The organism is Halomonas korlensis, assembly GCF_900116705.1.
In the GTDB taxonomy this organism is placed as follows: Bacteria; Pseudomonadota; Gammaproteobacteria; order Pseudomonadales; family Halomonadaceae; genus Halomonas; species Halomonas korlensis.
The window spans coordinates 165,647-192,391 of record NZ_FPBP01000002.1 but is presented as its reverse complement, the minus strand read 5'-3'; the positions used below and the strand labels follow the sequence as shown (position 1 = coordinate 192,391).

Here is a 26,745-nt window from a genome sequence, read left to right as displayed (position 1 = left end):
CGGCAGGCGCTTAGCCATCATCGTCTTCGGCAGCGCCGGTGCTTGCGACCACGGTGCCGGTCTCACCGCTTTCCAGCACGGCCAGAATGGGTTCGGCTTCGCCCTTGAAGGCCATCAGGCGATCGCCTTCAAGGCTCTGGTTCTCAGGCAGGGCGACCTTCATGGCGTCCACCTGGCTGTCGTTGACCAGCACCTCGTAATGCAGGTGAGGGCCGGTGCTGCGCCCGGTATTGCCGGAGAGCGCTATCCGCTGGTTCATCTCGACCCTATCGCCGCGCTTGACCAACGGTTTGGAGAGGTGCAGGTAGCGCGTCTTGTAGCCATTGTCGTGGCGTACCACCAGATAGCGACCGGCCAGCGGATGATTGCCGACCTTCTCCACTCGTCCGCCAGCCGGCGACTGCACCGGCGACCCGATGGGCATGGCGAAATCGGTTCCCTTGTGTGGACTGACTCGGCCGGTGACCGGATGCTTGCGGTTGGGGTTGAAGTTGGAGCTCAGCCGGTAACGGCCATCGAACGGGTAGCGGCTGAAGGCCGGGTCGAGACTCTGTCCATCCGGGGTGTAGAAGTTGTTGTCCTCGGTGTTGCGCACCACCGTCAGGTCCATGCGCTCGCCTTCGTACTGTACCGCCAGCACGCGCGAGTCCAGCGTTTCGCCGTCGATGATGTCGGACTCGATCAACACCTGGAAACGATCGCCGCGACGGGTGTCGCGGCGAAAATCGAGCTTTTTCTCCAGCACGTTGGCCAATTCTGCGACCTCGGTGCTGTTGAGGCCGGTCGACTGGGCCGAGCGCGCGAAGCTACCGCTGACGGTGCCGGCGAAAAGACGCTGGGTCGGCTCGCCGGAGCGCTCGATGGCGGCTACCTCGAAGGCGTCCTGCTCACGCTCGATCAACAGGCCACTGCGCGCATTAATCATCATGCGCAGGGTCAGCAGCTTGCCCTGTGCGTCGAGTTGATACTCGAAGCGCTTACCGGCGGGCCAATGCGTCAGGACCCGTGGCTCATCGATGGACTCAAGCATGTTCAACACTTCGCGGTAGCCCAGGCCCAGGCGATTCTGAGCGAGGATGGCAAAGGTATCGCCTTGCTTGACCGTGTAGGTTTGCCACTCGGGGACGAAGGCATCGCTGGCGGCGATTTCTTCCTCCAGAATGATCGGGCCTTCCGCGAACAGGTCGAGTTCCTGCTCGGAGACGTCGTCGTAAGAAGTGGCGCCTGCCACGACCTGCGTGTCTTGATCGAGGTCGAGCATGCCGCTGGAGATAGTGCCGACGACGATGGCCATGTGCAGCGCCCCATCGTCGAAGGTGGCTTGCTCGTCGGTGACGGCCATGAAGGCCGGCTCACTGGTCGCTGCCGGCATATCGGCGTTGTCGGCCGCCTCACCCGAGGCGCTGGCCGATTCAACGAAGGACAGATCGACCACTTCGGTGGGCGACAGGCGGGAAATCGGCACGTGCTCGCGGGTGGCGTCCAGGGCCTGGGACGCGATTTCAATGGCGTCGGCGACCGGGCTTCGGTCGAGGTTCAAGGAAGGCAGGCCGGGGCGAGCATCAGGAGCGAGAGGGATAAAGACGGTGTCGGGCGACTGGTTCTCGCGCTGGACATCCTGTAACGATGAAACGATTTTTTCTGCACCCAGCACGGTGACCATGGTGGCAACCGGTAACAATAAGAATTTGTGCGTGCGGGGCAGCGAATGAAGGATTCGCAACATTATATAATGGCCAGTGACTGATGAAAGAAAACAAAAGGCAACCGAACCATACCCCATGACGTATGACGTGCCTAGACTGTATCGATGTACAGGGCAGCTGTCAGCCGTCACGCAGCGTCAGATGTGCATGAGGTTAATTACCGAGTGAACGGTGTTTGTTAAGAAGCGTAATCATGTTAATCGTAATAAAGGGAAAGTTGCAAGGCTCCCTTTGACTCATTTCCCCGTTTAGGTGAAACAGGACCTGCTCAGTAGCGCCAGCACAGCGCCGCCAAGCCAGGCCATCAGCGACAAAACCACGATGGCTGGCATTTCACGTCGAATTTTTCGAAAATTAAGCGCACCTTTTTGTTTTGTCGATTCGAGGAAATCGAAATGTCTCGTGTCACCCTGGCCCAATGGCAGATGCTTGCGGCGGTGATCGACCATGGCGGCTTTGCCCGTGCCGCCGACGTGATTCACAAGAGCCCTTCGACCCTCAACCATGCGGTCCATAAGTTGGAAGAGCAACTAGGGGTGGCGGTACTGGAGCCGGTGGGTCGCCAGGTGCGCCTGACCGAGGCGGGGGAGATGTTGCTGCGCCGGGCGCGACAGCTGATCGAGAGTGCCGCCTCACTGGAGGAGGTGGCGATTCGCTTGTCCGAAGGCCTGGAGGCCGAAATCGTGCTGGCCATCGACCAGATGTTTCCTCCCGATGCCCTGGCGCTGGCGCTGGAAACCTTCTCGGAGGCTTACCCCTATGTTCGGGTGCAGCTCCACGAGACGGTGCTCAACGGCGGCATCGAGTTGCTCTACGACGGCAGCGCCGACCTGGTGGTGTCGGGGCTTTCCGCCCAGGGGTTTCTGGGCGAACCGCTGGTCACCGTCAACTTCATTGCCGTGGCCCATCCCGACCACCCCCTGCATCGTCTGGCGCGCGAGCTCGACCTGCGCGACCTGGAGCAGCATCGCCAGCTGGTGGTGCGCGACTCGGCCCTGCGACAGTCCATGGATGCCGGCTGGCTCAAGGCCGAACAGCGCTGGACGCTGAGCCATCTGGAGTCGTCCATTGACATGCTCCAGCGGGGGTTGGGATTTGCCTGGATCCCCGAGACACGCATCCGTGCATACCTCGACAAGGGCCTGCTGGCCGCGCTGCCGCTCGCCGCCGGCGGCATCCGCGAGGCGCCGATCCAACTGATCTACCGCGATCGCGACAGAGCCGGGCCAGCCACCCACGCCATGGCCGCGGCGCTGAAAGAAGCGGTGGGTCAATGTCGAGTCGAGAGACCGTTCGATCAGGTCGAATGAGTGCACGCAAAACATGCGCTTGAGCCATGGAGAATTCGGCCTATTCTGAGTGCCATCATTCTTTTCCAGGGAGTTCGTTCATGGGCCTGTTGATCGAAGGCGTCTGGCACGACCAGTGGTATGACACCGCCAAGCACGGCGGTGAGTTCGTTCGCGAATCCTCCAAGCTTCGCGACTGGATCACCGCGGATGGGCGCGCCGCCCCCGGCGGTCAACCGGGCTTGCCGGCCCAGACCGGGCGCTACCATCTCTACGTCTCGCTTGCCTGCCCCTGGGCGCATCGCGTGCTGATCATGCGCAAGCTCAAGGGGCTTGAAGACGTGATCGGGGTCTCCCACGTCAGCCCCCTGATGCTCGACAAGGGCTGGACCTACCACGAGGAGGAGGGCTCGAGCGGCGATCCGATCAATGGTGTGGACTATCACCACCAGCTCTACACCCTGACCGACCCGCATTATACCGGCCGGGTTACGGTGCCGGCCTTATGGGATAAAGAGCAGCAGCGCATCGTCAACAACGAGTCCGCCGAGCTGCTGCGCATGCTGAACGGGGCCTTTGATGAGCTCACCGGCAACCATCTGGACTTTTATCCCGAGGACCTGCGCGAGACCATCGATGCGGTCAATGCGGATGTCTACGACCACATCAACAACGGCGTCTACAAGTCGGGGTTTGCGACCGAACAGGCGGTTTACGAAAAGCACGTGGTGGCGCTTTTCGAATCACTCGATCGCATGGAGGCGCGGCTTGCCGAGAACCGTTATCTGGCCGGCGAGTGGCTGACCGAAGCCGATATCCGCTTGTTCACCACACTGGTGCGCTTCGATGCCGTCTACTACGGCCACTTCAAGTGCAACCTGCGGCGGATCGAGGATTATCCTAACCTCTCGAACTATCTTCGCGAGCTTTATCAGTGGCCGGGAGTGGCCGAGACGGTTTCGCTGGATCACATCAAGCGTCACTACTACTACAGCCACGACACCATCAATCCGACGCGGATCGTCCCCAAGGGTCCGTTGCTGGGCCTCGAACGTCCCCACGACCGGGGGCGTTTGACGGGCCGGGGCATTCGTGACGGGGCGGCGTCGGATTAAAGGCGCGCCAGCAGATCAAAGGGAGCTGGCATATCTAGCCTATCAAGGAGATAAGTGGTCAGATAAGACTGGTCAGTGGCATTAGGCGATGGTAGTATACGTCCTCCTCGCATGTGTTGACCCCGCCATCATGACGACGCGACCTCTTCTCCTGCTGATTCAGCCGAGAACGAGGCGATCGCGGCAACGCCGAGCTACTCGCTTCGCGCGTTCGAAATTGTGTAGATGGAGCGCCTCCAGATGTCTTGCGATTCTCGCAGGACCGACCGGCGCAGACGGTCGCCACAGCGGTATCGGGCCATCGACGTTGATGGCACGAGCCGTATGCCAGGTGCGACCGGCGTCCCCGACTCCGATGTTCTGCTCTGCCTCTGGCAGGGCAACTGACCGTATTGACCGAGTCAGGGGATGCCATTGATGTTTTATGCCGGATAGACCGGCTTACCAAGGTGTGATTCATGACCTCGACTTCCGTCGCTTCGCCGACTTTCAGCGATCTTGCCCTCCTGCCTGATGTTCTTTCCGCCGTAGAGGCGCAAGGCTATGAAGTGCCTTCGCCCATCCAGGCGCAGACCATTCCCGCCCTGCTGGAAGGACGCGACATGCTGGGCCAGGCCCAGACCGGGACCGGCAAGACCGCCGCCTTCGCCCTGCCATTGCTGTCGCGTCTTGACTTGACGCGCCGCCAACCGCAGGTGCTGGTATTGGCGCCGACCCGTGAGCTGGCCCAGCAGGTGGCCGTTTCCTTCAGCAAGTACGGCCAGAACCTCAAGGGGCTGGAAGTAGCGACGCTGTGCGGTGGCCAGGAATACCGCGAACAGCTCGGCGCCCTGAAGCGTGGCGCCCAGGTCGTGGTCGGTACCCCAGGCCGGGTGATCGATCACCTCGATCGCGGCAGCCTGAAGCTTGACGGCCTGTCCGCCCTGGTGCTGGACGAAGCCGACGAAATGCTGCGCATGGGCTTCATCGACGACGTCAAGCGTGTGGTCGCCGACACCCCCAAGGAGGCGCAGCGCGTCTTCTTCTCCGCGACCCTGCCGGCGGAAATTGAGCGTATCGTCAATCGTTACCTGGTCGATCCGGTCAAGGTCGCCATCGCCTCTGCCGTCGGTACGGCGGCGAGCATCGAGCAGTACCTGGTTCGTGTGGACGGCGGTGCCAAGCTGGAAGCGCTGGCCCGTATTCTCGAGGTCGAGCCCGTCGACGGCGCCATCGTCTTCGTGCGGACCCGTGCCGCCTGCACCACGCTGATGGAACAGCTGTCGGCACGCGGTCTGAACGTGGCAAGCCTCTCGGGCGATCTGGACCAGAGCCTGCGCGAGCGCACCATCACGCGTCTCAAGCGTGGCAAGGTCGATATCCTGATCGCCACCGACGTGGCCGCCCGCGGGCTTGATGTGTCACGCCTGACGCACATCATCAATTATGATCTGCCCCAGGACAGCGAGGCCTATACCCACCGTATCGGCCGCACCGGCCGTGCCGGACGTACCGGGGTCGCCATCACCTTCGTCGGGTTCCGTGAAGGGCGCAAGGTCGGCTGGATCGAGCAGGCCACCGGCCAGAAGCTCAGCGAAATGGCCGTGCCTGACGAAACCGCCATCCGCGCCCACCGCGACGAGATCTTCCGTCAGAGCGTCACCGCCGCCCTGACCGCAGGTGCCGAGGAGCAGCGTGCGCTGGTCGAGCGTCTGGTCGAGGAAGGTCACGATCCCATCGAGCTGGCCTGTGCCTTTGCTCGCCTGGCGCGTGCCGACGAGGCACCGATTGGTCGTCTGCAGGCGCCGCGTAAGGAGCGTGCTCCTTCCGCTCGTGATGGCGCCAAGCCGGCCCGCCGTGAACGCGGCAGCAGCGAAGGCATGACGCGCTATCGTGTCGCCGTGGGCCACAAGGATGGCGTCAAGCCGGGCCAACTGGTCGGCGCACTGGCCAATGAAGGCGGCATCGAAGGCGCGCGTATCGGCCGTATCGACATCCGCAACGCCTTCTCTGTCGTCGAGCTGCCAAGCTCGCTGCCGGCCAGCATCCTGAGCAAGATGGGCCGCGCCCGGGTCGCCGGACGTCCCTTGGAAATCAGCGAGGATGGCGGTGTCGCCGAGCGCGCCCCGCGCCGTCGCCGCGATGAGGGTGACGCGCCGATTCGTCGTCGCGAACTGGCCTGATCGCGGCCGGGCCAGCCGCTGGCCCGGCATCGAGTGAGCTGAAAATCAAGACCCCCGCACCGAGTTGTTTCGGTGCGGGGGTCTTTGCGTCTGGTGATGGCTAGGTCGGTGACCGCTGCAAGCGCTCGCCCAGTGCTTGCATGAAGCGCACACCTTCCTCGAGTTGAGCGATCTCGACATACTCGTCCGGCTGATGGGCCTGGCCGATGCTCCCCGGGCCGCAGATCAGCGTGGGCAGGCCTTCACGCTGGAACTGTCCGGCCTCGGTGGCATAGGCCACGGCGCCGGCAGGCCCCTGGCCGAGTAGCGCCTGGCACATCGCCAGTATCTCGGCGTTGTTGTCATCGGCCAGCGCCGGCACCGTGGTGTTGAGCGTCTCGGTTACGATGCCTGTCTCCGGCGCACGCTGGCGCATTTCGGCTTCCAGCTCCGCGGCGGTGTCGTTCACGCGTCCCAACAAATCCTCGAAGCGGTCCTGGGGCAGGTGACGGATCTCCCAGTCGAAGCTGCATTCCCGCGCCATGATGTTGATCGCGGTGCCGCCGGCGATCCTGCCGACATGAAGACTCGAGTGCACCACATTGAAGGCCTCGTCCACGCGACCCTCGGCACGCAGGTCTGCCATCACCTCCTCGATCCGGGTGACCAGGCGGGCGGCAACATGAATCGCCGAGACGCCTTGATTGACCTGGCTGGAGTGGGCGGCGCGTCCCGTGACGGTGGTACGCAGATTGGTGCTGCCCTTGTGGGCGACGACCGGTTGCATCAGGGTTGGCTCGCCAACGATCACCGCAGCCGGCCGCGGGTGGTCGGCCAGCAGGCGCTCGATCATGCGTGGCGCACCGATACAGCCGACTTCCTCGTCATAGGAGAGCGCCAGCGTGATTGGCACCTTGAGGTCCAGGTCCACCCAGGTCGGCACTTCGGCCAGCGCACAGGCGATGAAGCCTTTCATGTCGCAGGTGCCGCGGCCGTAAAGGCGGCCATCGCTCTTGTCGACCAGGGCGAACGGGTCGCTCGTCCACGGCTGACCGTCCACCGGCACCACGTCGGTATGTCCGGAGAGCACCACGCCGCCCTCGACAGGGGGGCCGATGCGGGCCAGCAGGTTCGCCTTGCTGCCGTCGTCGTTCTCGATGCGCCAGTGTTTGACACCGTGGTCGTCGAGATAGGCCTCGACCCATTCGATCAAGGCAAGGTTGGAGTCACGCGAGACAGTGGGGAAACCCACCAGGCGTTCAAGTAATCGTGCAGCGGTCATGGTTAGGCTCTCGGTGGAAGTTCTGGCAAAAAGCCTATCATGCCTGACGGCCTGGCTGGCGTGCCGGCAGGGCAGGCTACGCCGCCGATGACGTATGCTGTCAGGGAGCCAACGAGTGCTGACGGAACACCAGTCTTGGGGAAACGCATGCGGTCATCTACGCAGAAGACCACGCCGGTGGACTCGCCCGGCGGGAGGTCGGATGGCAAGGGACAGAAGCTGAGCGATCGGGTCTACGGCGATATCGTCGATCGAATCATTCAGCGCGAATTCGGCGAGGGCGACCGTTTGCCGTCCGAGGAGCAATTGGCCACCCACTACGGCGTGTCACGTCCGATCATACGCGAGGCGTTGGCGAGGCTACGCGATGACGCGTTGATTCGCTCGCAACGCGGCTCGGGCAGCTTCGTGCAACGCCGGCCTGATCGGGCCATGCTCGAGTTCGCGCCGCTGGAAAGCCTGGCGGATATCCAGCGCTGCTTCGAGTTTCGCATTGCCGTAGAGACCGAGGCGGCGCGGCTCGCGGCGGCCAAGGCGACGGAAGAGGAGCGCGTGGCACTGACCCAAGCACTGGCGCTGCTCGAGCAGCGTATTCGCGACAATGCGCTGGGGGTGGATGCCGATTTCAGTTTTCACTTGTGCATCGCCCATGCCACGCATAATCGCTTCTTTTCTGACACTCTGCTGTCGCTACAGGCGGCGATTACCTATGGCCAGAACCTGGCACGCGGCCTCGGCTTGCGGCGCCCCGAGCATCACGTGCCGGAGGTGCAGGTCGAGCACCGCAATATTCACGATGCCATCCTCGCCGGCGACGCGGAGCGTGCCGCGCACTGCATGCAACACCACTTGAGCAATTCACGCCGGCGAGTCTTCGAAGGATAAAACTTGACAACTTTTACAACTTGGCTAGCTTGAATGATGAGGCCGCCCACGCTGCTGGAGGTGGTGTGGCCCGGTAGACCGCAGACAGAACACCACAAGGCCAACCATTGGCGCGGCTACCGTCAACGACGAAGACACCACTCCACAAGACAATACAACTGAGTCGGAGCATGCCATGACATTTACCTACAAGACGCTTGCGATGTCCGTGACGGCCGTCGCCGCCATGGGCCTTGCCGGGCTGGCCCAGGCCGAGTACCCCGAAGAAGACATCACCTACATCATTCCCTTCGATCCCGGCGGTGAGTCCGATGTGACGGCGCGCTTCCAGGAACCGATCCTCGAAGAAGTGCTGGGCGTGTCGGTCAACGTCACGCACCGGCCGGGCGGCGGGGGAGCGGTGGCCTGGAGCGAATTCCAGAACAGCGCCGAGCCCGATGGCTACGAGATCATCGGGGTCAATATCCCGCATATCATCGGCCAGCCGATCCAGCGTAACGATGCCGGCTACGAGACCGACAACTGGCGGATCGTGACGTTCTTCCACTCCACGCCCAACGCCTTGATCGTCTCCGACGACAGCCCCTACGACACCCTGGAAGACCTCGTCGAGGACGCCAAGGAGAATCCCGAGGCGATCACCCTGGGCGGCAGCGGCACCTATAGCGCCAACCATCTGGACATGCTGCGCTTCGAGAAGGAAGCCGGCATCGATCTGACCTACATTCCCTTCTCGGGCACCGGGCCATTGAAGGGTGCGCTGGAAGGCGGCCATGTCGCCGGCATCTTCAATTACACCATGCTCGGCACCGAGATGGCCGACAGCGTCAAGGTGCTGGCCGTAGCCGCCGAGGAACGCGTCAAGGCGCTGCCCGATGCGCCCACCTTCAAGGAGCAGGGCTACGACATCGTCGGCGGGGCTTATCGCGGCGTCGCGGTGCCCAAGGACACCCCCGACGAAGTCGTGAAAACCCTCGAGGAAGCCTTCGCCGAGGCCAATCGCCAGATCACCGAGAAGCAGGAGCCGCTGGGCTTCGTGATGGAATACATCACCGGCGACGAGGTTGACGAGGTGATGGCCATGCTGCGTGAGGCCTACGCCCCGATCCTCGAAGAGGCCGAGTAACACACCTCCCTCCGCGGGGCTCCCGAGCGGAGCCCCTTTTCTTGGCACCATGTCTTGACACCATGATGGCCGCGCGCGCGTGGCCGCAAGGAGGGTGACCCATGGAGATGTTACTGGAGGCGCTGACGTCCCTGCTGACCGTCGAGAGCCTTCTCACGGTGCTGATTGGCGTATCGGCGGGGCTGTTCATCGGCGCCATGCCCGGGCTTACGGCCACGATGGCGCTCGCCATGCTGCTGCCCTTCACCTTCTCGATGGAGGCCCTGCAGGGGTTGATCGCGCTGGGCGCGGTCTATATGGGCTCCATCTATGGCGGGGCGTTCACCGCCATCCTGATCAATACCCCCGGCACTCCCTCGTCGATTGCCACCACCTTCGACGGCTACCCCATGGCGCGCCAGGGCCGCGCCTACGAGGCCCTGGCCGCGGCGACCATCGCCTCGGTAGTGGGCGGCATCGTCGGGGTCATATTCCTGTTGATTCTCGCGCCGCCGCTGGCGCGACTGGCGGTCGCCTTCGGGCCATCTGAGATGTTCTGGGTGGCGATGCTGGGTCTGACGCTGGTCGCCAGTCTGTCGAGCGATTCATTGCTCAAGGGCCTGCTGGGCGGCTGCATCGGCATCCTGCTCAGCACGATCGGCGTGTCGCCGGTCGGTGGCGAGAGTCGCTTCACTTTTGGTTATCCCCCCTTGCAAGGCGGCATCGAGCTGATCGTGGCGCTGATCGGACTGTTCGTGATCCCCGAGTTGCTGACCATGGCTGCGGAAGGGCGCGGGGCCTTGCCCGGCGGTGGCGAACTGCGCAAGAAAGAAGTGTCCATCGCCAAGGTCGCGAAGCATATCTTCAGCAAGCCGGTCAATCTGATCCGCTCCTGCCTGATCGGCCAGGTCATCGCGATCATCCCCGGCGCCGGGGGGAACGTCACCAGCCTGGTGGCCTACAACGAGGCGCGGCGTTTCTCCAAGGACCCCAAGAGCTTCGGCAAGGGCAACGTCGATGGCGTGGTGGCGTCGGAGTCGAGCAACAACGTGATGGTCGCGGGCAGCATGGTGCCGCTGTTGACGCTGGGCATTCCCGGCGCGCCCCCCGATGCCATCATCCTCGGAGTGTTGCTGATGCATGGCCTGCGACCGGGGCTCGATCTTTTCACCCAGTCGGGGGTGCTGACCAACGGATTTATTCTCTCGATGGGATTGGCGGCATTGATGCTGTTGCCCGTGGGGCTGATGGGCGGGCGCGTGATTCACCGCGTGGTGATTCGCACGCCCTATTACTTCCTGGTGCCGAGCATCGCCATGGTGACCATCCTCGGCACCTTCGCGCTGCGCAACAGCATGCTGGATGTCGGGATCATGCTGATCCTGGGCACGGCCGGCTACTTCCTGCGGCTGATCGGCATCCAGGCCGCCCCCATCGTGCTTGGCCTGATTCTCGGGGGAATTGCCGAGGAAGGCTATGTGCAGACCCTGATGGCAGCGGTGGTCGACCCGATTCCCTGGCTGCGGCTGGTGAGCAACCCGCTCTCGATGGTGCTCGCCGGGCTGGTGCTGCTGGGCGCGGCCACCGCACTGGTGCCCATGTGGCTGGCACGCAAGGGGCTGTTGGACAAGGTCGAAGACGAGGACAGCGGAGGCTCGTCATGATTGTGCGCCTCAATACCGATATCGCCGCGGGTGTTCTGGGACTGGTGTTCGGTGCCGTGCTGTGGTTCCCGCGGGCGGACATCGGGCGACTGAGCATCATCTTCCCGCGCGCCATCCTGTTGATCCTGACGCTGATCTCGGTCGCCCTGGTCGTCAAGGGCTTCATCAGGCCCAGCGGCCGCCAGATCGAGATCACCGGCAGCCCGCGGCGGCTGGTCACGGTGATGATCGGCTTCTTTCTCTGGTGGGGGCTGGTCGAGGTGCTGGGCTTCCTGCTGACCACGCTGATCGCCTTCTTTGCGCTCACCTGGTACCTGGCCCGGGTCGAGACGGTAGTCACCTGGCAGCGCATGCTGATGTGGACCCCAATCATCCTGGCGCTGGTCAGCGTCTTTTACCTGACCTTCACGGAGGTGCTCAACGTGCGCCTGCCCACGGGTCTGTTCTTCTAGTCAATCCATAGCAGGAGTCATGCATGAGAATCACCGATATACGTGAGGCGCGGGTGTCGATCGCCTCGGACATCGCCAACGCCTACATCTCCTTCGCCAAGATGGATGTGTCGGTGCTGGCGATCTATACCGATGCGCGGGTCGATGGCCGCCAGGTGGTGGGCTACGGCTTCAATTCCAACGGCCGCTATGCGCAGAGCGGCCTGCTGCGCGAGCGCTTCCTGCCCCGGCTGCGTGAAGCCGACCCGCAGGCGCTTCTCGATGACAGTGGTACCAACCTCGACCCTTTCCGGGTCTGGGACGTGTTGATGGCCAACGAGAAGCCCGGCGGCCACGGCGAGCGCTCGGTGGCGGTAGGCATCATCGACATGGCCGTGTGGGACATCGTTGCCAAGGTGGAGAACAAATCGCTGGCGCAGCTGCTGGCCGAACGCCATGGCGACGGGACGACCGATGCGAAGGTGTCGGTCTATGCGGCGGGCGGTTACTACTATCCGGGCAAGCAGGTCAGCGCCCTCAAGGACGAGATGCGCGACTATCTCGATCTGGGCTACACCTGCACCAAGATGAAGATCGGCGGGGTGCCCCTGGCGGAAGACCTCGAGCGGGTCGAGGCGGCGATCGAGGTCGTCGGTGATGCCTCGCGTCTCGCCGTCGATGCCAATGGCCGTTTCGATCTCAAGACGGCGCTGGCCTTCGCCGAGGGCCTGGCGCCCTATGGCGTCCGCTGGTACGAGGAGGCCGGCGACCCGCTCGACTACGCCTTGCAGCAGCAGCTCGGCGAGCACTACGGCCCGCCCATGGCCACCGGCGAGAACCTGTTCTCCCATCAGGACGCCCGCAACCTGCTGCGCTATGGCGGCATGCGTGCCGACCGCGACATCCTACAGATGGACCCGGTGCTCAGCTACGGCCTGGTGGAATACCTGCGCATGCTCGAGGTGCTCAATCAGCATGGCTGGTCACCGCGTCAATGCATTCCCCATGGCGGTCACCAGTTCGCCCTGAACATTGCCGCCGGCCTCAAGCTGGGCGGCAACGAGTCCTACCCGAGGGTCTTCGCACCGTTCGGCGGCTTCGCCGACTCCACACCGATCGAAGAGGGTGGCGTTGCCATGCCGGCGATGCCCGGTATCGGCTTCGAGGACAAGCGCGAACTGATGAAGGTTTTCGACGAGCACCTGCGGCGCTGAGGCCAGCGATTGGCGAACCCGGGCTCACTGGCCCATGCTCCATGAAGAACACGCGATGCAAGGTGGCAGCCCCGTCGCGTTGCCACCGCGTCCATGGAGACGAAGATCATGAGCTATATCGACGGCTTTGTACTGCCGGTACCCCTCGAGCAGCTGGACGACTACCTGCGCTTTACCCGCCGAGTCGGCGAGCTATGGAAGGAATATGGCGCCCTGGAATACGTCGAGTGCGTGGGAGATGACATCCGGCCCGGCGAACACACCTCCTTTCCGCAGAGCGTCAAGCTACAGACGGGCGAAACGGTGATCTTCGCCTGGATCCGCTATGCCTCGCGCCAGGAGCGAGACCGTATCCACAGCGAGCTGATGGACGATCCGCGTCTCAGCGACATGATGAACCAGGCCGGGCTGCCCTTCGACAGCAAGCGCCTGTTCTGGGGCGGCTTCATGGAGCGCGTCCGGTTGTAAGCAATGCTTAGCCATCGACATGTGTACAGGATAGAAAAAGGGAACTAGCGGGATTTATTGCTTGCATGAGATGAGCTCTCTGATTTGGCTCATTGTCGCCGACTGGCTCATATAATGTTTTGGTGGCAGGCTAGGGTAATGCCGATTCAGTCTGCTACAAGAGCAGGCGGTGGCTGCCGAGCCAACTGGGACCAGGGACTATGCATGCAGAGGCAAGTAGATCACGGTGGCGATGACAGCAATTTCAGTTTTCTCGCCGCGCATGATCCGGTGTTTATCGAACTCACCGCCAGTGCCGAGCGCGCCTTCAGTCATGATCCCAATACCACCCTGATCAAGCTTCGTCAGCTCGGCGAAGCCATGGCTCAGGATATCGCCGCTCGCATAGGCATCGAGCTGGATGAGCGTGCCAGTCAGCGTGACTTACTCTATCGCATCGACAGCGCTTTGGGACTCGACCCCACGGTGCGAGAACTCTTCCATACCCTGCGCATCGAAGGCAACAAGGCCACTCATCAGTTCCGCACTCAGCATCGCGAGGCCACCCGAGGGCTCAAGGTCGCCCGCAGCTTGGCGGTGTGGTTCCACCGTTCTTTTGCCGACCCCGATTTCAAGCCCGGAGCTTTTCATCCACCAGAGGACCCCAGCCGCGAGCTGCGCGATCTTCAGGCGGAGATGGAGCGCCTGCGCGGCGAGCTGGCCAGTGCCACCGAGCAGGCCGACAACCAGCGCAAGTTAGCCGAGCTCGAAGCCCGCGAGAAGGAAGAATACGCAGAACTCGCCGAGGCGATGGATGAGGAGGCTCGAAGCCTTGCCGAGGCGTCGAAGGCCCATCAGGCGGAGCTGGAAATGCGCGAGCGGGAGTTTCAAGCGCGCCTTGCCGAGCTCGCCGGTTCGCAAAACGCGAGTGAGCCGCCCAGGGTAATTCGCCAGCGGGTGGGGCAGGCCGATCAGGCGCTCAACGCCCAGCTTGGCCTGGATGAGGAACTCACGCGTCTGTTGATCGACCAACAACTGCAGGAAGCCGGCTGGGAGGCCGACACTCAGGCCCTCGCCTGGCAGCAGGGGGTACGCCCGGAGGCCGGCAAGTGTCGTGCTATTGCGGAATGGGAGTTGCCTAACGGTCAGCGTGCCGACTACGTGCTGTTCCACGGCCTCACCCCCATCGGCGTGGTCGAAGCCAAGCGACAGAATATCGACGTGGCCGGCAAGCTGAGGCAGGCCGAACGCTATTCGCAAGGGTTCCATGGCCACGTCTTTAACGACGGCATCACGCCGGCCTGGGAGGTGGAGAGGCGCACCATCGCCTGGCCCGACGCCGCCGAAGGCCACTTTCACGTGCCTTTCGTGTTCTCATGCAACGGCCGGCCCTACCTGCCGCAACTGGCCGAGAAGTCCGGCATCTGGTTTCGTGACGTGCGCGAGCCCGGCAACCTGGCCCGGGCGCTGCCGCACTTTCACAGCCCCGATGGCCTGCTCGACCGGCTCAAGCGCAGCCGCACAGCAGCCGAGCAGCGACTGCGGGAGGAGGGGTTCGGCTACCTGCGGCTGCGCGACTATCAGGAAAACGCCATCCGCGCCGTGGAAGCTGCCCTGGAAGCGGGGTCGCAGCGCGCACTATTGGCCATGGCCACCGGGACAGGCAAGACCCGCACCATTATCGGCCTGATCTACCGCCTCCTGAAGACCGAGCGATTCCATCGCGTGCTCTTTCTGGTCGACCGCAACGCCCTGGGCAAGCAGGCGCTGGATGCTTTCGACGAGGCACCGCTGGAGCAGAACCACAGGCTGTCGCAGATCTACAATGTGGCCACCCTGGGTGATATGGCCGCCGAGGCCGAGACCCGCGTGCAGGTGGCCACGGTGCAGGCCATGGCGCGGCGGCTATTCATGGCCGATGATCCGCCGCCGGTGGACACCTACGATTGCATCATCGTCGACGAGGCCCACCGCGGTTACACCCTGGACCAGGAAATGACCGAGGGGGAGCTTGCCACCCGCGACACCAGTCAGTACCTCTCCCGCTACCGCCGGGTGCTCGAGCACTTCGACGCCGTGCATATCGGGCTCACCGCTACCCCGGCCAAGCATACCAGCGAGATTTTCGGCCGGCCGGTGTATACCTACTCCTATCGCGAGGCGGTGGCCGACGACTGGCTGATCGACCACGAGCCGCCGATTCGCTACGAGACCCTGCTCAGCCAGCAGGGGATCCATTTCGAGAAGGGCGCGGCGGTAAGCGTCATCGACTCACGCACCGGCGAGCTGGAGAGCGCCGAGCTTGAGGACGAGCTGGACTTCGAGGTCGAGGCCTTCAACCGACGGGTGATTGCGCCGGAGTTCAACCGTGTGATCTGCGAGCAGCTTGCCCGTGAGCTCGATCCGTTCGGTGAGGAGAAGACGCTGATCTTCTGTGCCACCGACCTGCACGCCGACATGGTCAAGCGGTTGCTCGATTCAGCCTTCCACGCCCTCTACGGCGAGGACTACCGGCAGGCGGCGGTAGCCAAGATCACCGGCAAGGCCGACAAGGTCGATGACCTGATCCGCCGCTACAAGAATGACAAATACCCCAGCATCGCCATCACCGTCGACCTGCTCACCACCGGTATCGACGTGCCGCCCATCTGCCATCTGGTATTCCTGCGTCGAGTGAAGTCGCGCATCCTCTACGAGCAGATGATCGGCCGCGCCACCCGCCGCTGCGACGAGATCGGCAAGACGGTGTTCACTATCTACGACCCGGTGGACCTCTATGCCGCCCTGGCCGAGGTCAACTCCATGCAGCCGCTGGTGAAGAACCCTAACGTCACCCTGGAGCAGTTGCACGAGGAACTGGCCGAGCCCGACCAGTTGGCCCGTGCCCTGGAGGCGCCCGGCCAGGTAGCAGGGCAGAGCCATGCTGACGACGTGCTCGACCAGTGCAGCCAGATGCTGATGCGCGTGATGCGCAAGGCCACTCGACGCGCCGAGGGGCACGACGACCTGCGTCAGCAACTGGGCGAGCTGGAACACAGCTGGGGCGTGGCGCCTGACAAGCTCCACCAGCACCTGCGTGAGCTCGGCCCCCAGGCCGCCGCGGGCTTCCTGCAACGTCACGCCGGCCTGCTCCGACAAGTTGCTGAAGTCAAGGTGATGCTTGGCAGCGAGCGCATGCCGCTGATATACGAGGGGCAAGATGAGCTACGCGAGCGCACCCAGAGCTACGGGGTGCACGATAAGCCCGCCGACTATCTGGAGAGCTTCGAGGCCTTCATTCGCGACCGGCTCAACGACTCGGTAGCGCTGGGGGTGGTGGTCAATCGCCCTCGCGACCTGAACCGCGAGACCCTCAAGGAGGTGCGCCTGCTGCTCGATGGCGCTGGCTACAGCGAGGCCCGGCTGGAGAGCGCATGGCGCAACGCCACCAACCAGGAGATTGCCGCCAGCATCGTCGGCCATATTCGCCGTGCTGCCCTCGGCGAGGCGTTGGTACCCTTCGAGCAGCGCGTGCGCGACGCCATGCAACGTATCTACGCCCTGCATGTCTGGACCCCGGCCCAGCGCAAGTGGCTCGACCGCCTGGCCAAGCAGCTCACCCATGAGGTGGTGCTCGACCGGGACCTGATCAATCGCAGCTTCTCCACCCATGGAGGCTTCAAGCGCCTGGACATCGTGCTCGACCACCACCTCGACGAAGTGCTCGAGGCCTTCAACGACGCTCTCTGGGAGGCGAGCTGAGCCCGGCGCTGCTTGCGCGCGACTGGCGCCGCAGGCGCCCGAACAGGAGCGCGCCATCGACAGGTCGCGGCCACATGTTCAAGAAACGCGAATTTTTCGACACATCCCGAGGACATGTCGATGGCATCGACATGACAGCCACTGTGGAGTGGCGTGAAGTTAAAATAGCGGCAGGCCTTATTTTAATTTCAACCCTAAATTAAAATAAGGCGCGACGTTATTTTATCCAGGCCCGCTTTCGAGCGGTGAGGTGGAGCTCCCATGGAACGCGGACACACAGGCCACTATGTGGACAGCATCGCCGGCGGCGTGCGTTGCCAGGTGTTCATCCCCGACCCGCTGCCGCCAAGGCCGGCGTTGGTGCTGGACGGCAAGCTGCAGGGCCGTATCAATCAGGCGATGTTGGCACTGGGCCGCCTCGACGCCATCAGTACCCTGCTGCCCGATGCTTCGCTCTTCCTCTACAGCTATGTGCGCAAGGAAGCCGTCATGTCGTCGCAGATCGAGGGCACCCAGTCATCGCTCAGCGACCTGATGCTCTATGAGATGGAAGGCATGCCGGGAGTCCCCATGGACGACGTGCAGGAGGTCTCCTGCTACGTGAATGCGTTGACGCTGGGCGTGCAGCGCATTCGAGAGGGCCTGCCCATCAGCCATCGCCTGGCGATGGAGATGCACACGGCACTGATGACCTCCGGGCGTGGCATCAACCGCGGGCCGGGCGAATTTCGCAGTATCCAGGTGTGGCTGGGTGGGCACCGCCCCGACGAGGCGGTCTTCGTGCCGCCCCCGCCCCAATGCCTCGCTGACTGCTGGTCGGCGCTGGAGCGCTTCCTCAATGACGTTCCGGAGGCCACCGACCCGCTGATCAAGGCCGCCTTGTGCCATGTGCAGTTCGAGACTATCCATCCCTTCATGGATGGCAACGGGCGCCTGGGGCGTCTGCTGATACCGCTGTTCCTGGTCGAGGCGGGTATCCTCCACGAGCCCCTGCTGTACCTGTCGGTCTTCTTCAAGAAGCATCGCCAGGTGTACTACGAACGCCTGCAGCAGGTGCGGGTGACCGGCGACTGGGAGGCCTGGCTGCTGTTCTTCGTGGACGCCGTGGCCGACACCGCCAATCAGGCGGTCAGCACGGCCCGGCGGCTCAACCAGCTGCGCGAGCAGGACAAGGCGCGCCTCGTTGATCTGGGCCGCCAGGCCGGCTCGGCGGGCCTGCTGCTGGATGCCCTCTTCCAGCAGCCCATCGCCAACATCGCTCACCTCTGTGAACGCACGGGGCTGACGCCGGCTACCGTCGGGCGGTTGCTGACGGCCCTCGATGAGACGCTCGGCATTGTCCACGAAGTCACGGGGCAGAAGCGCAACCGGATCTACGCCTACCGGGCCTATATCGACATTCTCAATCAGGACACTCCATGACCCAGAACGACATCGTCCAGAAGCTGTGGAACCTCTGCGACGTGCTGCGCGACGACGGCATCAACTACTCGGACTACGTCACCGAGCTGGTGCTGCTGCTGTTCATCAAGATGGAGTACGAGAACACCCAGGCCGGGCTGCTCAACGCCCATGCCCTGCCCGAGGGCGCGCGCTGGCCGGATCTCACCGGCCGCTCGGGACTGGAGCTGCTCAACTACTACAAGCAGATGCTGCTCGACCTTTCGAAGAGCGACGACCGATTGATCGCCGCCATCTACGCCGACGCCCAGACTCGCCTTCGCGAGCCGCGCCACCTGGAGCAGTTGATTCGCGACCTGGACCGCATCGACTGGTTCAGCGCCCGCAAGGATGGCCTCGGCGATCTCTACGAGGGCCTGCTGGAAAAGAACGCCAACGAGACCAAATCCGGCGCCGGCCAGTACTTCACGCCCCGCGCGCTGATCAACGCCATGGTGCGCTGCCTGCGTCCCCAACCCAACGAACGCATTCAAGACCCCGCCGCCGGCACCGCGGGCTTCCTGATCGCCGCCGACGCCTACATCAAGCAGCACAGCGACGACCTCTTCGACCTTGACGCCCGGGCCCAGGCCTTCCAGAAGCTCAGAGCCTTTACCGGCATCGAGCTGGTACCCGGCACACGCCGCCTCGCGCTGATGAACTGCCTGCTGCACGGCATGGAAGGCGACGACGAGGGGGTGGTGCACCTGGGTAACGCCCTCGGCGAGGCAGGCAAGTCGCTGCTCCGCGCCGACGTGGTGCTCGCCAATCCGCCCTTCGGCACCGCCAAGGGCGGCGAGGCCAGCATCACCCGCGACGACCTCACCTACCGCACCAGCAACAAACAGCTCGCCTTCCTGCAGCACATCTACCGCGGGCTCAAGCCCGGCGGCCGGGCCGCCGTGGTGCTGCCCGACAACGTGCTGTTCGAGGCCGGCGTGGGCACCGAGGTCCGCCGCGACCTGATGGAGAAGTGCCACCTGCACACCCTGCTGCGACTGCCTACCGGCATCTTCTACGCCCAGGGGGTGAAGACCAACGTGCTCTTCTTCACCCGCGGCACCGCCGAGAACCCGAACCGGGACGAGGGCTGCACCGACAGCGTCTGGGTCTACGACTTGCGTACCAACATGCCCAGCTTCGGCAAGCGTACCCCCTTCACCGAGGCCCATCTCAAGCCCTTCGAGCAGTGCTACAACCCCACGGGCAGCGACGCCCTGGGCGAGCAGTTGGCCGCCCGGAAGGAGGGCGACTGGAGCTTCGGCGCCGAGCAGATCGAAACCGACCGCGCCGCTGCGGCCGATGACGCCAACGCCGGCGTCGATGACAAGCTGCAGACGTCCCGTTGGCGAAAGTTCAGCCGCGAGTGGATCCGCGATACCAAGGGTGACTCCCTGGACATCACCTGGCTCAAGGACGCCGACAGCCTCGCCGCCGAGAACCTGCCCGAGCCCGATGTGCTCGCTGCCGAAGCCATGAGCGAGCTCACCGAGGCCCTGCGCGAACTCGACGGCCTGATGGCCGCCCTGGGCAGCCAGGACGAAGCCGCCGCCCAGAAGAGGCTGCTGGCCGAAGCGCTGGGGCTTGCGGATGACGCTGGTAGCGATGAGGTGAAGGCATGAGCGAGCGGGTATTACCCGAGGAGTGGGTTGAAGTCTCAGTTGGTGAGATTGCCGAGGTCGTGTCTGGGGGTACGCCGAAAGCTGGTGAGCCGGACAACTTTAAGGAGGCAGGGAAAGGTGTCCCATGGCTTACGCCTGCTGATTTATCAGGGTATGGAAAAAAGGGGATTGCGCATGGGGCCAGAGACCTGTCGGAGAAAGGTTACGCTAGCTGTTCGGCAAAATTAATGCCAGCCGGTTCTGTTTTGTTTAGCAGTCGCGCTCCAATTGGCTATGTCGCAGTTGCTGAAAATGAAATATGTACCAACCAAGGGTTTAAGAGCTTCGTTTTTAGAGTGCGCGTAGATTCGAGTTTTGCGTACTACTATCTAAGGTCTATTCGTGGCCTGGCTGAAAGCTTGGGCACGGGAACGACTTTTAAAGAAGTGTCAGGTGCTAAAATTAAGTCATTGCCGTTTGTTCTTCCGCCATACGAAGAGCAAAGACTCATCGCCGATAAGCTGGATGAGTTGCTGGCTCAGGTCAATAACCTGAAAGCCCGCCTGGATGCCATTCCGGCTATTCTCAAGCGTTTTCGGCAGTCTGTGCTGGCCGCCGCTGTCAGTGGAAGGCTGACAGAGGAGTGGCGAGATGAGCATGGAAGCTGCCTTGGTAATTGGGAACTCCTCACAATTGGAGATGTGTCCACCGTTGCAACAGGAAAGACTCCGAGTAGAAAAGAACCAAAATATTGGAAAGATGGTGATGTCCCATGGCTTACTAGTGCGAGTACGGGGGTGATTTATACTGATGCGCCTGAACAGTTCGTGACTCAATTTGCAGTCGATGACTGCTCGCTAAAGGTTTTTGAACCTGGCACATTGCTTTTGGCAATGTATGGAGAGGGTAAAACTCGTGGTCAGGTTACAGAGCTGAGGCTGTCAGCTACTTGCAACCAAGCCTGTGCGGCAGTTATTGCAGATGATGCGAAAATATTACGTGGATATATTAAGTTAAGGCTTCTTGAGAATTACGAGGAAACGCGAAAATCTGCAGCTGGCGGAGCACAGCCAAATCTCAATCTCAATAAAGTGCGAGCTATAAGCATTAATGTGCCGCCAAAAAGTGAACAAGCCGAAATCATCAACCGCGTCGATCAGCTTTTTGCCTTCGCCGACCAGATCGAGCAGCAGGTCGCTAACGCCCAGGTCCGCATCGACAAGCTGACGCAGTCCATCCTCGCCAAGGCCTTCCGCGGCGAGCTGACCGCCGAGTGGCGCAGCGCTAATCCACAACAAGTAAGCGGTAGCAGTAGCGCTGAATCTCTATTAAAGAGAATTAAAGAAGGGAGGGAAGTTCTAGTTAAGCAGTCAAAAAATAGAAATGTGTCAAAATCATGTAAGGAAGATAGATCTATGAGTAATAAAACCATTAAGGTGGTGGAGGCCTTAAGAGAGGCTGGAAAACCTTTAAGTGGGCAGGATTTGCTTGCTGCTGCGGGTTACCCCAGCGATGCTAGTGCCGAGAAACTCGAACAATTCTTCCTGGATATTCGTGAGTCACTGTCTGCACAAGAAATCGTGATGACAAGGCGTGATGAGAAAGGGCAAGATTGGTTTTCGCTAACAGAATAGCGAAAGGGGTAGAAAATGAAGGTTGATAAGCTACATATTCGCTCACGGTTCAAAAACCTTGAAAATGTCTTAGTCGATTTTGATGAAGATAATTTGATGACCGTGATTGTAGGGCGTAACGGATCCGGTAAGTCTAATGTCCTGGAAGCTTTGGTTGCAGTTTTTCGCAATATAGACTTGGGTGAAGAGCCGCCGTTTTCTTATCAATTAACCTATCGTCTTGGACAGCAGGGGGGCGAGCGCTGGCAGGAAGTAAGCGTTGATGCTGATCCAAGGCGGGGCACATTGGCCAAACAGTATGAGATAACGATTAGAGATCTGAATGATCTTGTAGCGAACGCTTCTAATGAAGCTGCGAAAAGGAAAAAGATTCCTTTTTCAAAGTTCAAGCGGGACAAATTCGGAGTTGCGTCATACCTTCCTAAGTATGTTTTTTCTTATTATTCTGGACCAAGCGATAGGTTGGAAAGATATTTTCGTAAGCATCGCACCAATTTCTATCGAAGGTTGTTGAAAGATGAGCTAAGTCTAAAGGGAGATATCCGTCCTTTATTTTATGCAAAGCCACATCATAGCCAATTTGTACTGCTGGCTTTTTTTCTCTCAGATCAAGAGAGTGTGGAGAAAGACTTTTTGCGTGAGCACTTAGGCATTGAGGGCTTAGACAGCATCCATTTCGTGATGCGCCAACCTGGTTGGGCCAAGCAAAAAGGGGAGCTTTTTTGGGGAGCGCGCGGGGTTGTACGTCGTTTTTTAGATGAGCTTATTCAACACGCTTTGGCACCGGTCAAGGTGATTAGACAAGAAGACACCTCTCTCACTGGGAGTAATATCCGAAATGAGTTCTTCCATCTTTTTTTACCTAGTGTTGAAGCCTTGCGTGCTTTTGCTAAAGATTTGAGCCCAGATGAGCTGTTCAAGATGCTTGAAAGTACCCTGCTTTCCGAAATTATTTCCGAGGTCAGTATTCGAGTGAAGGTTGTCAGTAGTGACAGCCCGCTAACATTTCGTGAGCTAAGTGAAGGAGAGCAACAGCTTCTAACAGTATTGGGTTTGTTGAAGTTTACTGGCGGGAAAGACTCGCTTTTTTTATTGGATGAGCCCGATACTCACTTAAACCCATCATGGGCAGCCAAGTATTTGAAGTTTTTGCGAGATTTTGTGCCTGATCACGAAACAGAAACCAGTCATCTGTTAATGGTGACTCATCACCCATTAGCTATAGCTGAGTTGCATAAGCAACAAGTTCAGGTGATGTGGCGAGATAATGAACATCAAGTGCACGCGAAAGAGCCTGAAGAAAGCCCGCGTGGAATGGGGATAAATCTTATTCTCCGTAGCGATATGTTCGGTTTAAAAACAACTTTGGATGACGATACACAAAGAAAGCTAACCGAAAGAAATAAGCTTGCTGCTAAAGACGAGCTGTCCACTGAAAAGATTGTAAGAGAGGAGGGTGAGCTTCCCGAAAGTGAAGAAGAGTTTTTGTCACGCCTAAACAAAGAGCTAGCTGAGCTAGGGTTTAATTTGGCCTCGGATGATCCTGATTATATGGACTTTCTTCGTGAAAGATATCATCTTCAAACCAAGGAGGAGTTTTGATGAGATGGATCTGCAAAGACGATATTGCAGAATGCTTGCCGCAAGAGTGGCGTGATAAGGCGGATCGGGAAAAGCAAAAGTTATTTGCTCTACATAGTTTGGGTGATAAGAAGAAGGTTTTAAATAGAAAGGCCTCTTCTGACGTTTGGCGAGAATTCTATCAACTTCTTCCAGAAAGCCTTAAAAAGAAGTGCTGGTACTGTGAGGCTGGAGAAATACGTTCGGATATGCCAGTTGATCATTTTCGGCCCAAAAATAAGGTTGAAGAGGATAGTGAGCACGAAGGATACTGGTGGCTGGCCTTTGATTGGGAAAATTATCGTTGCGCTTGCACATTCTGCAATAGTCGAAGAAATTTTGATGAGACTCAAGGAGGGAAGGGGTGTAGGTTTCCCCTTGTGAATCCGGAAAGCAGGGCTTGTTGCCCTGAAGATAAATTGTTGTTAAGGAATGAGATTCCCGACCTTCTTGATCCGTTTGAACCGGATGATGAAAAACTTCTTTGGTTTGATGGGGATGGTATTCCTATTCCCAGGCCTGAGGCAAATGAAGATGAAGAGCGCAAAGTGAAAAATTCTGTTGAAATTTTTCATCTGAATGAATCTCGCATAGTTAGAGAAAGGAATAAAATTAGGTTAGATGTAGAGAGGAACATAGAAAAAATTAGGCGAGGTGATGATGTGAAAACTGCAAAAAAAGAATTGAAAAGGATGGTTCGTGATACGGAAAAGCTTTCTCGGGCAGCGGTGATTTACCTGCGTGCGCACCGTGATCTGAACGAAGTGAAGGATATTTTGAACCTAGACTGATGATTGCATAGCCAAGAAAGAGGCATCTCTGCATTGCCCTTTTTGGTTATAACTATTTAGACTTTAGATTCACCGAATAACTTTGGTTCTCCTGTTTGTGAATAATTGGGTGTGATGGAATGGGAAATAATTCTAGTCAGAAGCATGTGGATTTTCTAGCTAATCTCATGCCGATTTATCAGCATGATGAGGTCGATGGCTTCAGGTGTGCTCGCTCATTGAAAAATGGTACTTTGATTCTTCCGATCTATGAGCTTGATGAAAGCTTGGATGAGGACTGGATCCATGTGTTGTGGCAAGGCGATTCATCCCGAAAGTCTGAAGTTCGGGCTTACGAGTTTGCGAGTATTGCTGTGGTAGATTATGTGAACTTTCATGGCGTGGGTAAAGGTGTTGAGTATGTTAATGATATGTTGCTTGACTTGGCTCAGCATTATTGTTTTAAGACAGGATCGAATATTTATTTGCCCAACTCTGAGCTGAACATGCCGGCCTTATTCAAGGTCATGGAACTGGCTAAGCGTGTAGGGCCAAAGATAGCTTACGATGCTTTAAAGAAAGCTATTGGTCTTTAGCCACCTCACCGATAAACAGGAAATACTATGCCACTACAGAACCGAGTCGACCCCTGGGGCCGTATACTCGAATCTCCCGCGCGTGGCACGTTGATGGGCAACCGCGGCATCCTTCATGACGATGACAGGCAGGTGAAGAAGACCCATGCCCATCAGAACTGGGTGGTCTGCGTCCTTCAATTCAAGGGGAACCGTCGCTCGCTCATGGCCCCGGGTCGCTACACGGAGCTCTTCTTTCCCGATGAAGCCACTGCCTTGGCGGCAGGTCACCGCCCCTGTATGGAGTGCCAGCGTGAGAGGGGGCTCGAGTTCAAGAAGTACTGGACGCAGGCCAATCGACCGGATGGCACTGGTGGAGTGCGTGTGCCTGAGATGGATCGACAACTACATCGGGAACGGATCAGCCGACGGGAAAAGGTCACCTGGCTGAGTCCGGTGGCAGCCTTGCCCGATGGCGCCTTCTTCGAGCATGAGGGCCAGGCCTATCTCGTTTGGGGAGGGGGCTATTGGCGGTGGTCATTTGAGGGTTACCAGAAAGCCGATCCCCTCGTGACCAACCAAGCCGTCGAAGTGCTGGCACCGCATTCGGTGGTCCAGGCCCTTAAACACGGCTTTGTCCCCAAGGTTAAGATGGCTTCTGAGAGCTCTAATCAACCATCGGCATGACGCTAGAACATGTTCAAAAGAGGCGGTTTTTTTCGATACGCTCTCTAGATATGTCGATGGTGTCGACATGTGCCGATTGGCGACCTCTGCTGTCGCGGCGTAGCATTAGCCTCACGATTCTCGTGCGGCCGCCGGCGCTATGCCCGGCGGCCGCCTGCATGCCACGGACCCACGAATCGCATGTTCGAGCAGGCCTTCAAGAACATCGCTGTGATTGTTGCCAATCCGACCTTCGGCGGCAAGTCGCGTAAGGCGGTCCTGCAGAACTTTTCGATCAAGACCGGCGAGCTGACGGCTAGGCAAGCCGAAGCGGCAGTGGAGGAGGCGACGGCATGAGCGACAACAACCAGGCACCCATCGTGATCTACCAAGACGCCGACCAGGCGGTCGAGGTGCGGCTGGATGCCGAACAGGAGACGGTTTGGCTGACCCAGTCACAAATGGCCGAACTGTTCGACGTCAAGCCTCAGAACATCACCATGCATCTGAAGAATGTCTACGAGGACGGCGAGCTGGTGGAGGAGGCAACTTGTAAGGATTTCTTACAAGTTCAGCAGGAAGGGCAGCGAGAAGTTGAACGCAAGCGCAAGCACTACAGCTTGGACGCGGTGATCTCGGTCGGATACCGAGTCAGCTCCACACGGGCAACCCGCTTCAGGATATGGGCTACGCGCACTCTGCGCGAGCATCTGACGCAGGGCTGGACCCTGAACCGCCAGCGCTTCGAGGAGAATGCCCGCGAGCTGGAAGCTGCCATGGCCCTGGTGCGCAAGACAGCCGGCAGCCCGGCGCTGGATGCCGCCAGCGGCCGGGGACACATCGATATCGTCACCCGCTACGCCCAGACCTTCCTGTTGTTGCAGCGTTACGACGAGGGCCTGTTGACTGAGCCCCGCGCCCAGGCCGGTGGCCGGTTGCCCACTTTGAGAGAGGCTCGCACGGCGCTCGCCTCGCTCAAGGCCGAGCTGACGGCGCGAGGTGAAGCGACCGATCTGTTCGCCCGGGAGCGCGGCGACGGCCTCGATTCGCTGCTCGGCAACCTCGACCAGACGGTCTTCGGCGAGCCGGCCTATCCCTCGGTGGAGGCCAAGGCGGCACACCTGCTCTACTTCGTAGTCAAGAACCATCCCTTCGCCGACGGCAACAAGCGCAGCGCGGCGTATCTCTTCGTCGATTTTCTCTACCGCAACGATCGTCTGCTCAATGCGCATGGCGAGGTGGTGGTCAACGACGTGGGGCTCGCCGCCTTGACATTGTTGATCGCCGAGTCCGACCCGGCCAATAAAGAAACCATGGTTCGGCTGATCATGAACATGCTGGCAACGCCTGGAGAAGCCTAAGGTCCCGGTTCTCGTGAGCCGATATGAAAAAGTCTTGGAGAAGAGGCTCGAGAATTGA

Annotated in this window: 21 protein-coding genes; 19 read left to right on the top strand and 2 right to left on the bottom strand. The window is 60.2% G+C overall.

Annotation, left to right across the window (positions count from 1 at the left end; all coding sequences use genetic code 11):
- Nucleotides 1–10: 10 nt before the first annotated feature.
- Nucleotides 11–1,726, bottom strand: a complete 1,716-nt coding sequence (locus BM341_RS03620; protein ID WP_089793009.1) for a peptidoglycan DD-metalloendopeptidase family protein — start codon at nt 1,724–1,726, stop codon at nt 11–13.
- A gap of 375 nt (nt 1,727–2,101) precedes the next feature.
- Between BM341_RS03620 and BM341_RS03615 the strand changes: the two genes are divergently transcribed.
- The 3 genes from BM341_RS03615 to BM341_RS03605 all read left to right on the top strand — a co-directional run bounded on the left by BM341_RS03615 (nt 2,102) and on the right by BM341_RS03605 (nt 6,272).
- Nucleotides 2,102–3,016, top strand: a complete 915-nt coding sequence (locus tag BM341_RS03615) for a LysR family transcriptional regulator (RefSeq protein ID WP_089793007.1) — start codon at nt 2,102–2,104, stop codon at nt 3,014–3,016.
- 80 nt (nt 3,017–3,096) lie between these two features.
- Nucleotides 3,097–4,110, top strand: a complete 1,014-nt coding sequence (locus BM341_RS03610) for a glutathione S-transferase family protein (RefSeq protein ID WP_089793005.1) — start codon at nt 3,097–3,099, stop codon at nt 4,108–4,110.
- Nucleotides 4,111–4,568: 458 nt separating this feature from the next.
- Entirely contained in the window at nt 4,569–6,272 is a 1,704-nt protein-coding gene (locus BM341_RS03605; protein WP_089793003.1) for a DEAD/DEAH box helicase, read from the top strand.
- Between the two features lie 100 nt (nt 6,273–6,372).
- On the opposite strand, the gene argE is transcribed toward BM341_RS03605, so the two are convergent.
- Nucleotides 6,373–7,533, bottom strand: coding sequence for an acetylornithine deacetylase (gene argE, locus BM341_RS03600; protein WP_089793001.1), 1,161 nt, complete (start codon nt 7,531–7,533; stop codon nt 6,373–6,375).
- A 147-nt stretch (nt 7,534–7,680) separates the two neighbouring features.
- Between argE and BM341_RS03595 the strand changes: the two genes are divergently transcribed.
- The 16 genes from BM341_RS03595 (at nt 7,681) to BM341_RS03525 (ending at nt 26,687) form a co-directional block, all read left to right on the top strand.
- Nucleotides 7,681–8,418: a FadR/GntR family transcriptional regulator gene (locus BM341_RS03595; protein ID WP_089792999.1), complete on the top strand. Its 738-nt coding sequence runs from the start codon at nt 7,681–7,683 to the stop codon at nt 8,416–8,418.
- A gap of 175 nt (nt 8,419–8,593) precedes the next feature.
- Nucleotides 8,594–9,544, top strand: coding sequence for a Bug family tripartite tricarboxylate transporter substrate binding protein (locus BM341_RS03590; protein WP_089792997.1), 951 nt, complete (start codon nt 8,594–8,596; stop codon nt 9,542–9,544).
- Between the two features lie 101 nt (nt 9,545–9,645).
- Nucleotides 9,646–11,187, top strand: a complete 1,542-nt coding sequence (locus tag BM341_RS03585) for a tripartite tricarboxylate transporter permease (protein WP_089792995.1) — start codon at nt 9,646–9,648, stop codon at nt 11,185–11,187.
- The gene (locus tag BM341_RS03580; protein WP_089792993.1) at nt 11,184–11,639 is read left to right on the top strand and encodes a tripartite tricarboxylate transporter TctB family protein; all 456 of its coding nucleotides are present in this window, start codon (nt 11,184–11,186) and stop codon (nt 11,637–11,639) included. The genes BM341_RS03585 and BM341_RS03580 overlap by 4 nt, the downstream gene beginning before the upstream one ends.
- A 23-nt stretch (nt 11,640–11,662) precedes the next feature.
- Nucleotides 11,663–12,832, top strand: coding sequence for a mandelate racemase/muconate lactonizing enzyme family protein (locus tag BM341_RS03575; protein ID WP_089792991.1), 1,170 nt, complete (start codon nt 11,663–11,665; stop codon nt 12,830–12,832).
- A 108-nt stretch (nt 12,833–12,940) separates the two neighbouring features.
- Entirely contained in the window at nt 12,941–13,300 is a 360-nt protein-coding gene (locus tag BM341_RS03570) for a DUF1428 domain-containing protein (protein ID WP_089792990.1), read from the top strand.
- Nucleotides 13,301–13,504: 204 nt separating this feature from the next.
- Nucleotides 13,505–17,020, top strand: coding sequence for a type I restriction-modification system endonuclease (hsdR, locus tag BM341_RS03565; RefSeq protein ID WP_089792988.1), 3,516 nt, complete (start codon nt 13,505–13,507; stop codon nt 17,018–17,020).
- Nucleotides 17,021–17,281: 261 nt separating this feature from the next.
- Nucleotides 17,282–18,442, top strand: coding sequence for a Fic family protein (locus BM341_RS03560; protein ID WP_089792986.1), 1,161 nt, complete (start codon nt 17,282–17,284; stop codon nt 18,440–18,442).
- Complete coding sequence (locus BM341_RS03555; protein ID WP_089792984.1) at nt 18,439–20,082, top strand: class I SAM-dependent DNA methyltransferase; 1,644 nt, start codon at nt 18,439–18,441, stop codon at nt 20,080–20,082. The genes BM341_RS03560 and BM341_RS03555 overlap by 4 nt, the downstream gene beginning before the upstream one ends.
- Complete coding sequence (locus tag BM341_RS03550; RefSeq protein WP_089792982.1) at nt 20,079–21,695, top strand: restriction endonuclease subunit S; 1,617 nt, start codon at nt 20,079–20,081, stop codon at nt 21,693–21,695. Before BM341_RS03555 ends, BM341_RS03550 begins: the two co-directional genes overlap by 4 nt.
- Before the next feature lie 15 nt (nt 21,696–21,710).
- A complete protein-coding gene (locus tag BM341_RS03545; RefSeq protein WP_089792980.1) occupies nt 21,711–23,297 on the top strand; it encodes an ATP-binding protein in 1,587 nt (528 codons plus the stop codon).
- Nucleotides 23,297–24,106 carry an HNH endonuclease family protein gene (locus tag BM341_RS03540; RefSeq protein ID WP_089792978.1) on the top strand — a complete coding sequence of 270 codons (810 nt, stop codon included), beginning with the start codon at nt 23,297–23,299 and terminating at the stop codon, nt 24,104–24,106. The genes BM341_RS03545 and BM341_RS03540 overlap by 1 nt, the downstream gene beginning before the upstream one ends.
- A gap of 119 nt (nt 24,107–24,225) precedes the next feature.
- Nucleotides 24,226–24,681 (top strand): hypothetical protein, encoded by a 456-nt coding sequence (locus tag BM341_RS03535; protein WP_139232966.1) that lies wholly within the window; start codon nt 24,226–24,228, stop codon nt 24,679–24,681.
- Nucleotides 24,682–24,708: 27 nt separating this feature from the next.
- Nucleotides 24,709–25,347 carry a hypothetical protein gene (locus tag BM341_RS03530; RefSeq protein ID WP_089792974.1) on the top strand — a complete coding sequence of 213 codons (639 nt, stop codon included), beginning with the start codon at nt 24,709–24,711 and terminating at the stop codon, nt 25,345–25,347.
- Between the two features lie 180 nt (nt 25,348–25,527).
- The gene (locus BM341_RS19170) at nt 25,528–25,683 is read left to right on the top strand and encodes a hypothetical protein (protein WP_175507784.1); all 156 of its coding nucleotides are present in this window, start codon (nt 25,528–25,530) and stop codon (nt 25,681–25,683) included.
- Complete coding sequence (locus BM341_RS03525; RefSeq protein WP_089792972.1) at nt 25,680–26,687, top strand: virulence RhuM family protein/type II toxin-antitoxin system death-on-curing family toxin; 1,008 nt, start codon at nt 25,680–25,682, stop codon at nt 26,685–26,687. The genes BM341_RS19170 and BM341_RS03525 overlap by 4 nt, the downstream gene beginning before the upstream one ends.
- The last annotated feature ends 58 nt before the right edge of the window (nt 26,688–26,745 follow it).

Coding starts and splice junctions, on each gene's coding strand:
- argE (WP_089793001.1), bottom strand. CDS start 7,533: ATGACCGCTGCACGATTACTTGAACGCCTGGTGGGTTTCCCCACTGTC.
- BM341_RS03545 (WP_089792980.1), top strand. CDS start 21,711: ATGAAGGTTGATAAGCTACATATTCGCTCACGGTTCAAAAACCTTGAA.
- BM341_RS03615 (WP_089793007.1), top strand. CDS start 2,102: ATGTCTCGTGTCACCCTGGCCCAATGGCAGATGCTTGCGGCGGTGATC.
- BM341_RS03590 (WP_089792997.1), top strand. CDS start 8,594: ATGACATTTACCTACAAGACGCTTGCGATGTCCGTGACGGCCGTCGCC.
- BM341_RS03525 (WP_089792972.1), top strand. CDS start 25,680: ATGAGCGACAACAACCAGGCACCCATCGTGATCTACCAAGACGCCGAC.
- BM341_RS03535 (WP_139232966.1), top strand. CDS start 24,226: ATGGGAAATAATTCTAGTCAGAAGCATGTGGATTTTCTAGCTAATCTC.
- BM341_RS03575 (WP_089792991.1), top strand. CDS start 11,663: ATGAGAATCACCGATATACGTGAGGCGCGGGTGTCGATCGCCTCGGAC.
- hsdR (WP_089792988.1), top strand. CDS start 13,505: ATGCAGAGGCAAGTAGATCACGGTGGCGATGACAGCAATTTCAGTTTT.
- BM341_RS03540 (WP_089792978.1), top strand. CDS start 23,297: ATGAGATGGATCTGCAAAGACGATATTGCAGAATGCTTGCCGCAAGAG.
- BM341_RS03585 (WP_089792995.1), top strand. CDS start 9,646: ATGGAGATGTTACTGGAGGCGCTGACGTCCCTGCTGACCGTCGAGAGC.
- BM341_RS03580 (WP_089792993.1), top strand. CDS start 11,184: ATGATTGTGCGCCTCAATACCGATATCGCCGCGGGTGTTCTGGGACTG.
- BM341_RS03610 (WP_089793005.1), top strand. CDS start 3,097: ATGGGCCTGTTGATCGAAGGCGTCTGGCACGACCAGTGGTATGACACC.
- BM341_RS03560 (WP_089792986.1), top strand. CDS start 17,282: ATGGAACGCGGACACACAGGCCACTATGTGGACAGCATCGCCGGCGGC.
- BM341_RS03550 (WP_089792982.1), top strand. CDS start 20,079: ATGAGCGAGCGGGTATTACCCGAGGAGTGGGTTGAAGTCTCAGTTGGT.
- BM341_RS03605 (WP_089793003.1), top strand. CDS start 4,569: ATGACCTCGACTTCCGTCGCTTCGCCGACTTTCAGCGATCTTGCCCTC.
- BM341_RS03620 (WP_089793009.1), bottom strand. CDS start 1,726: ATGTTGCGAATCCTTCATTCGCTGCCCCGCACGCACAAATTCTTATTG.
- BM341_RS03570 (WP_089792990.1), top strand. CDS start 12,941: ATGAGCTATATCGACGGCTTTGTACTGCCGGTACCCCTCGAGCAGCTG.
- BM341_RS03595 (WP_089792999.1), top strand. CDS start 7,681: ATGCGGTCATCTACGCAGAAGACCACGCCGGTGGACTCGCCCGGCGGG.
- BM341_RS19170 (WP_175507784.1), top strand. CDS start 25,528: ATGTTCGAGCAGGCCTTCAAGAACATCGCTGTGATTGTTGCCAATCCG.
- BM341_RS03530 (WP_089792974.1), top strand. CDS start 24,709: ATGCCACTACAGAACCGAGTCGACCCCTGGGGCCGTATACTCGAATCT.
- BM341_RS03555 (WP_089792984.1), top strand. CDS start 18,439: ATGACCCAGAACGACATCGTCCAGAAGCTGTGGAACCTCTGCGACGTG.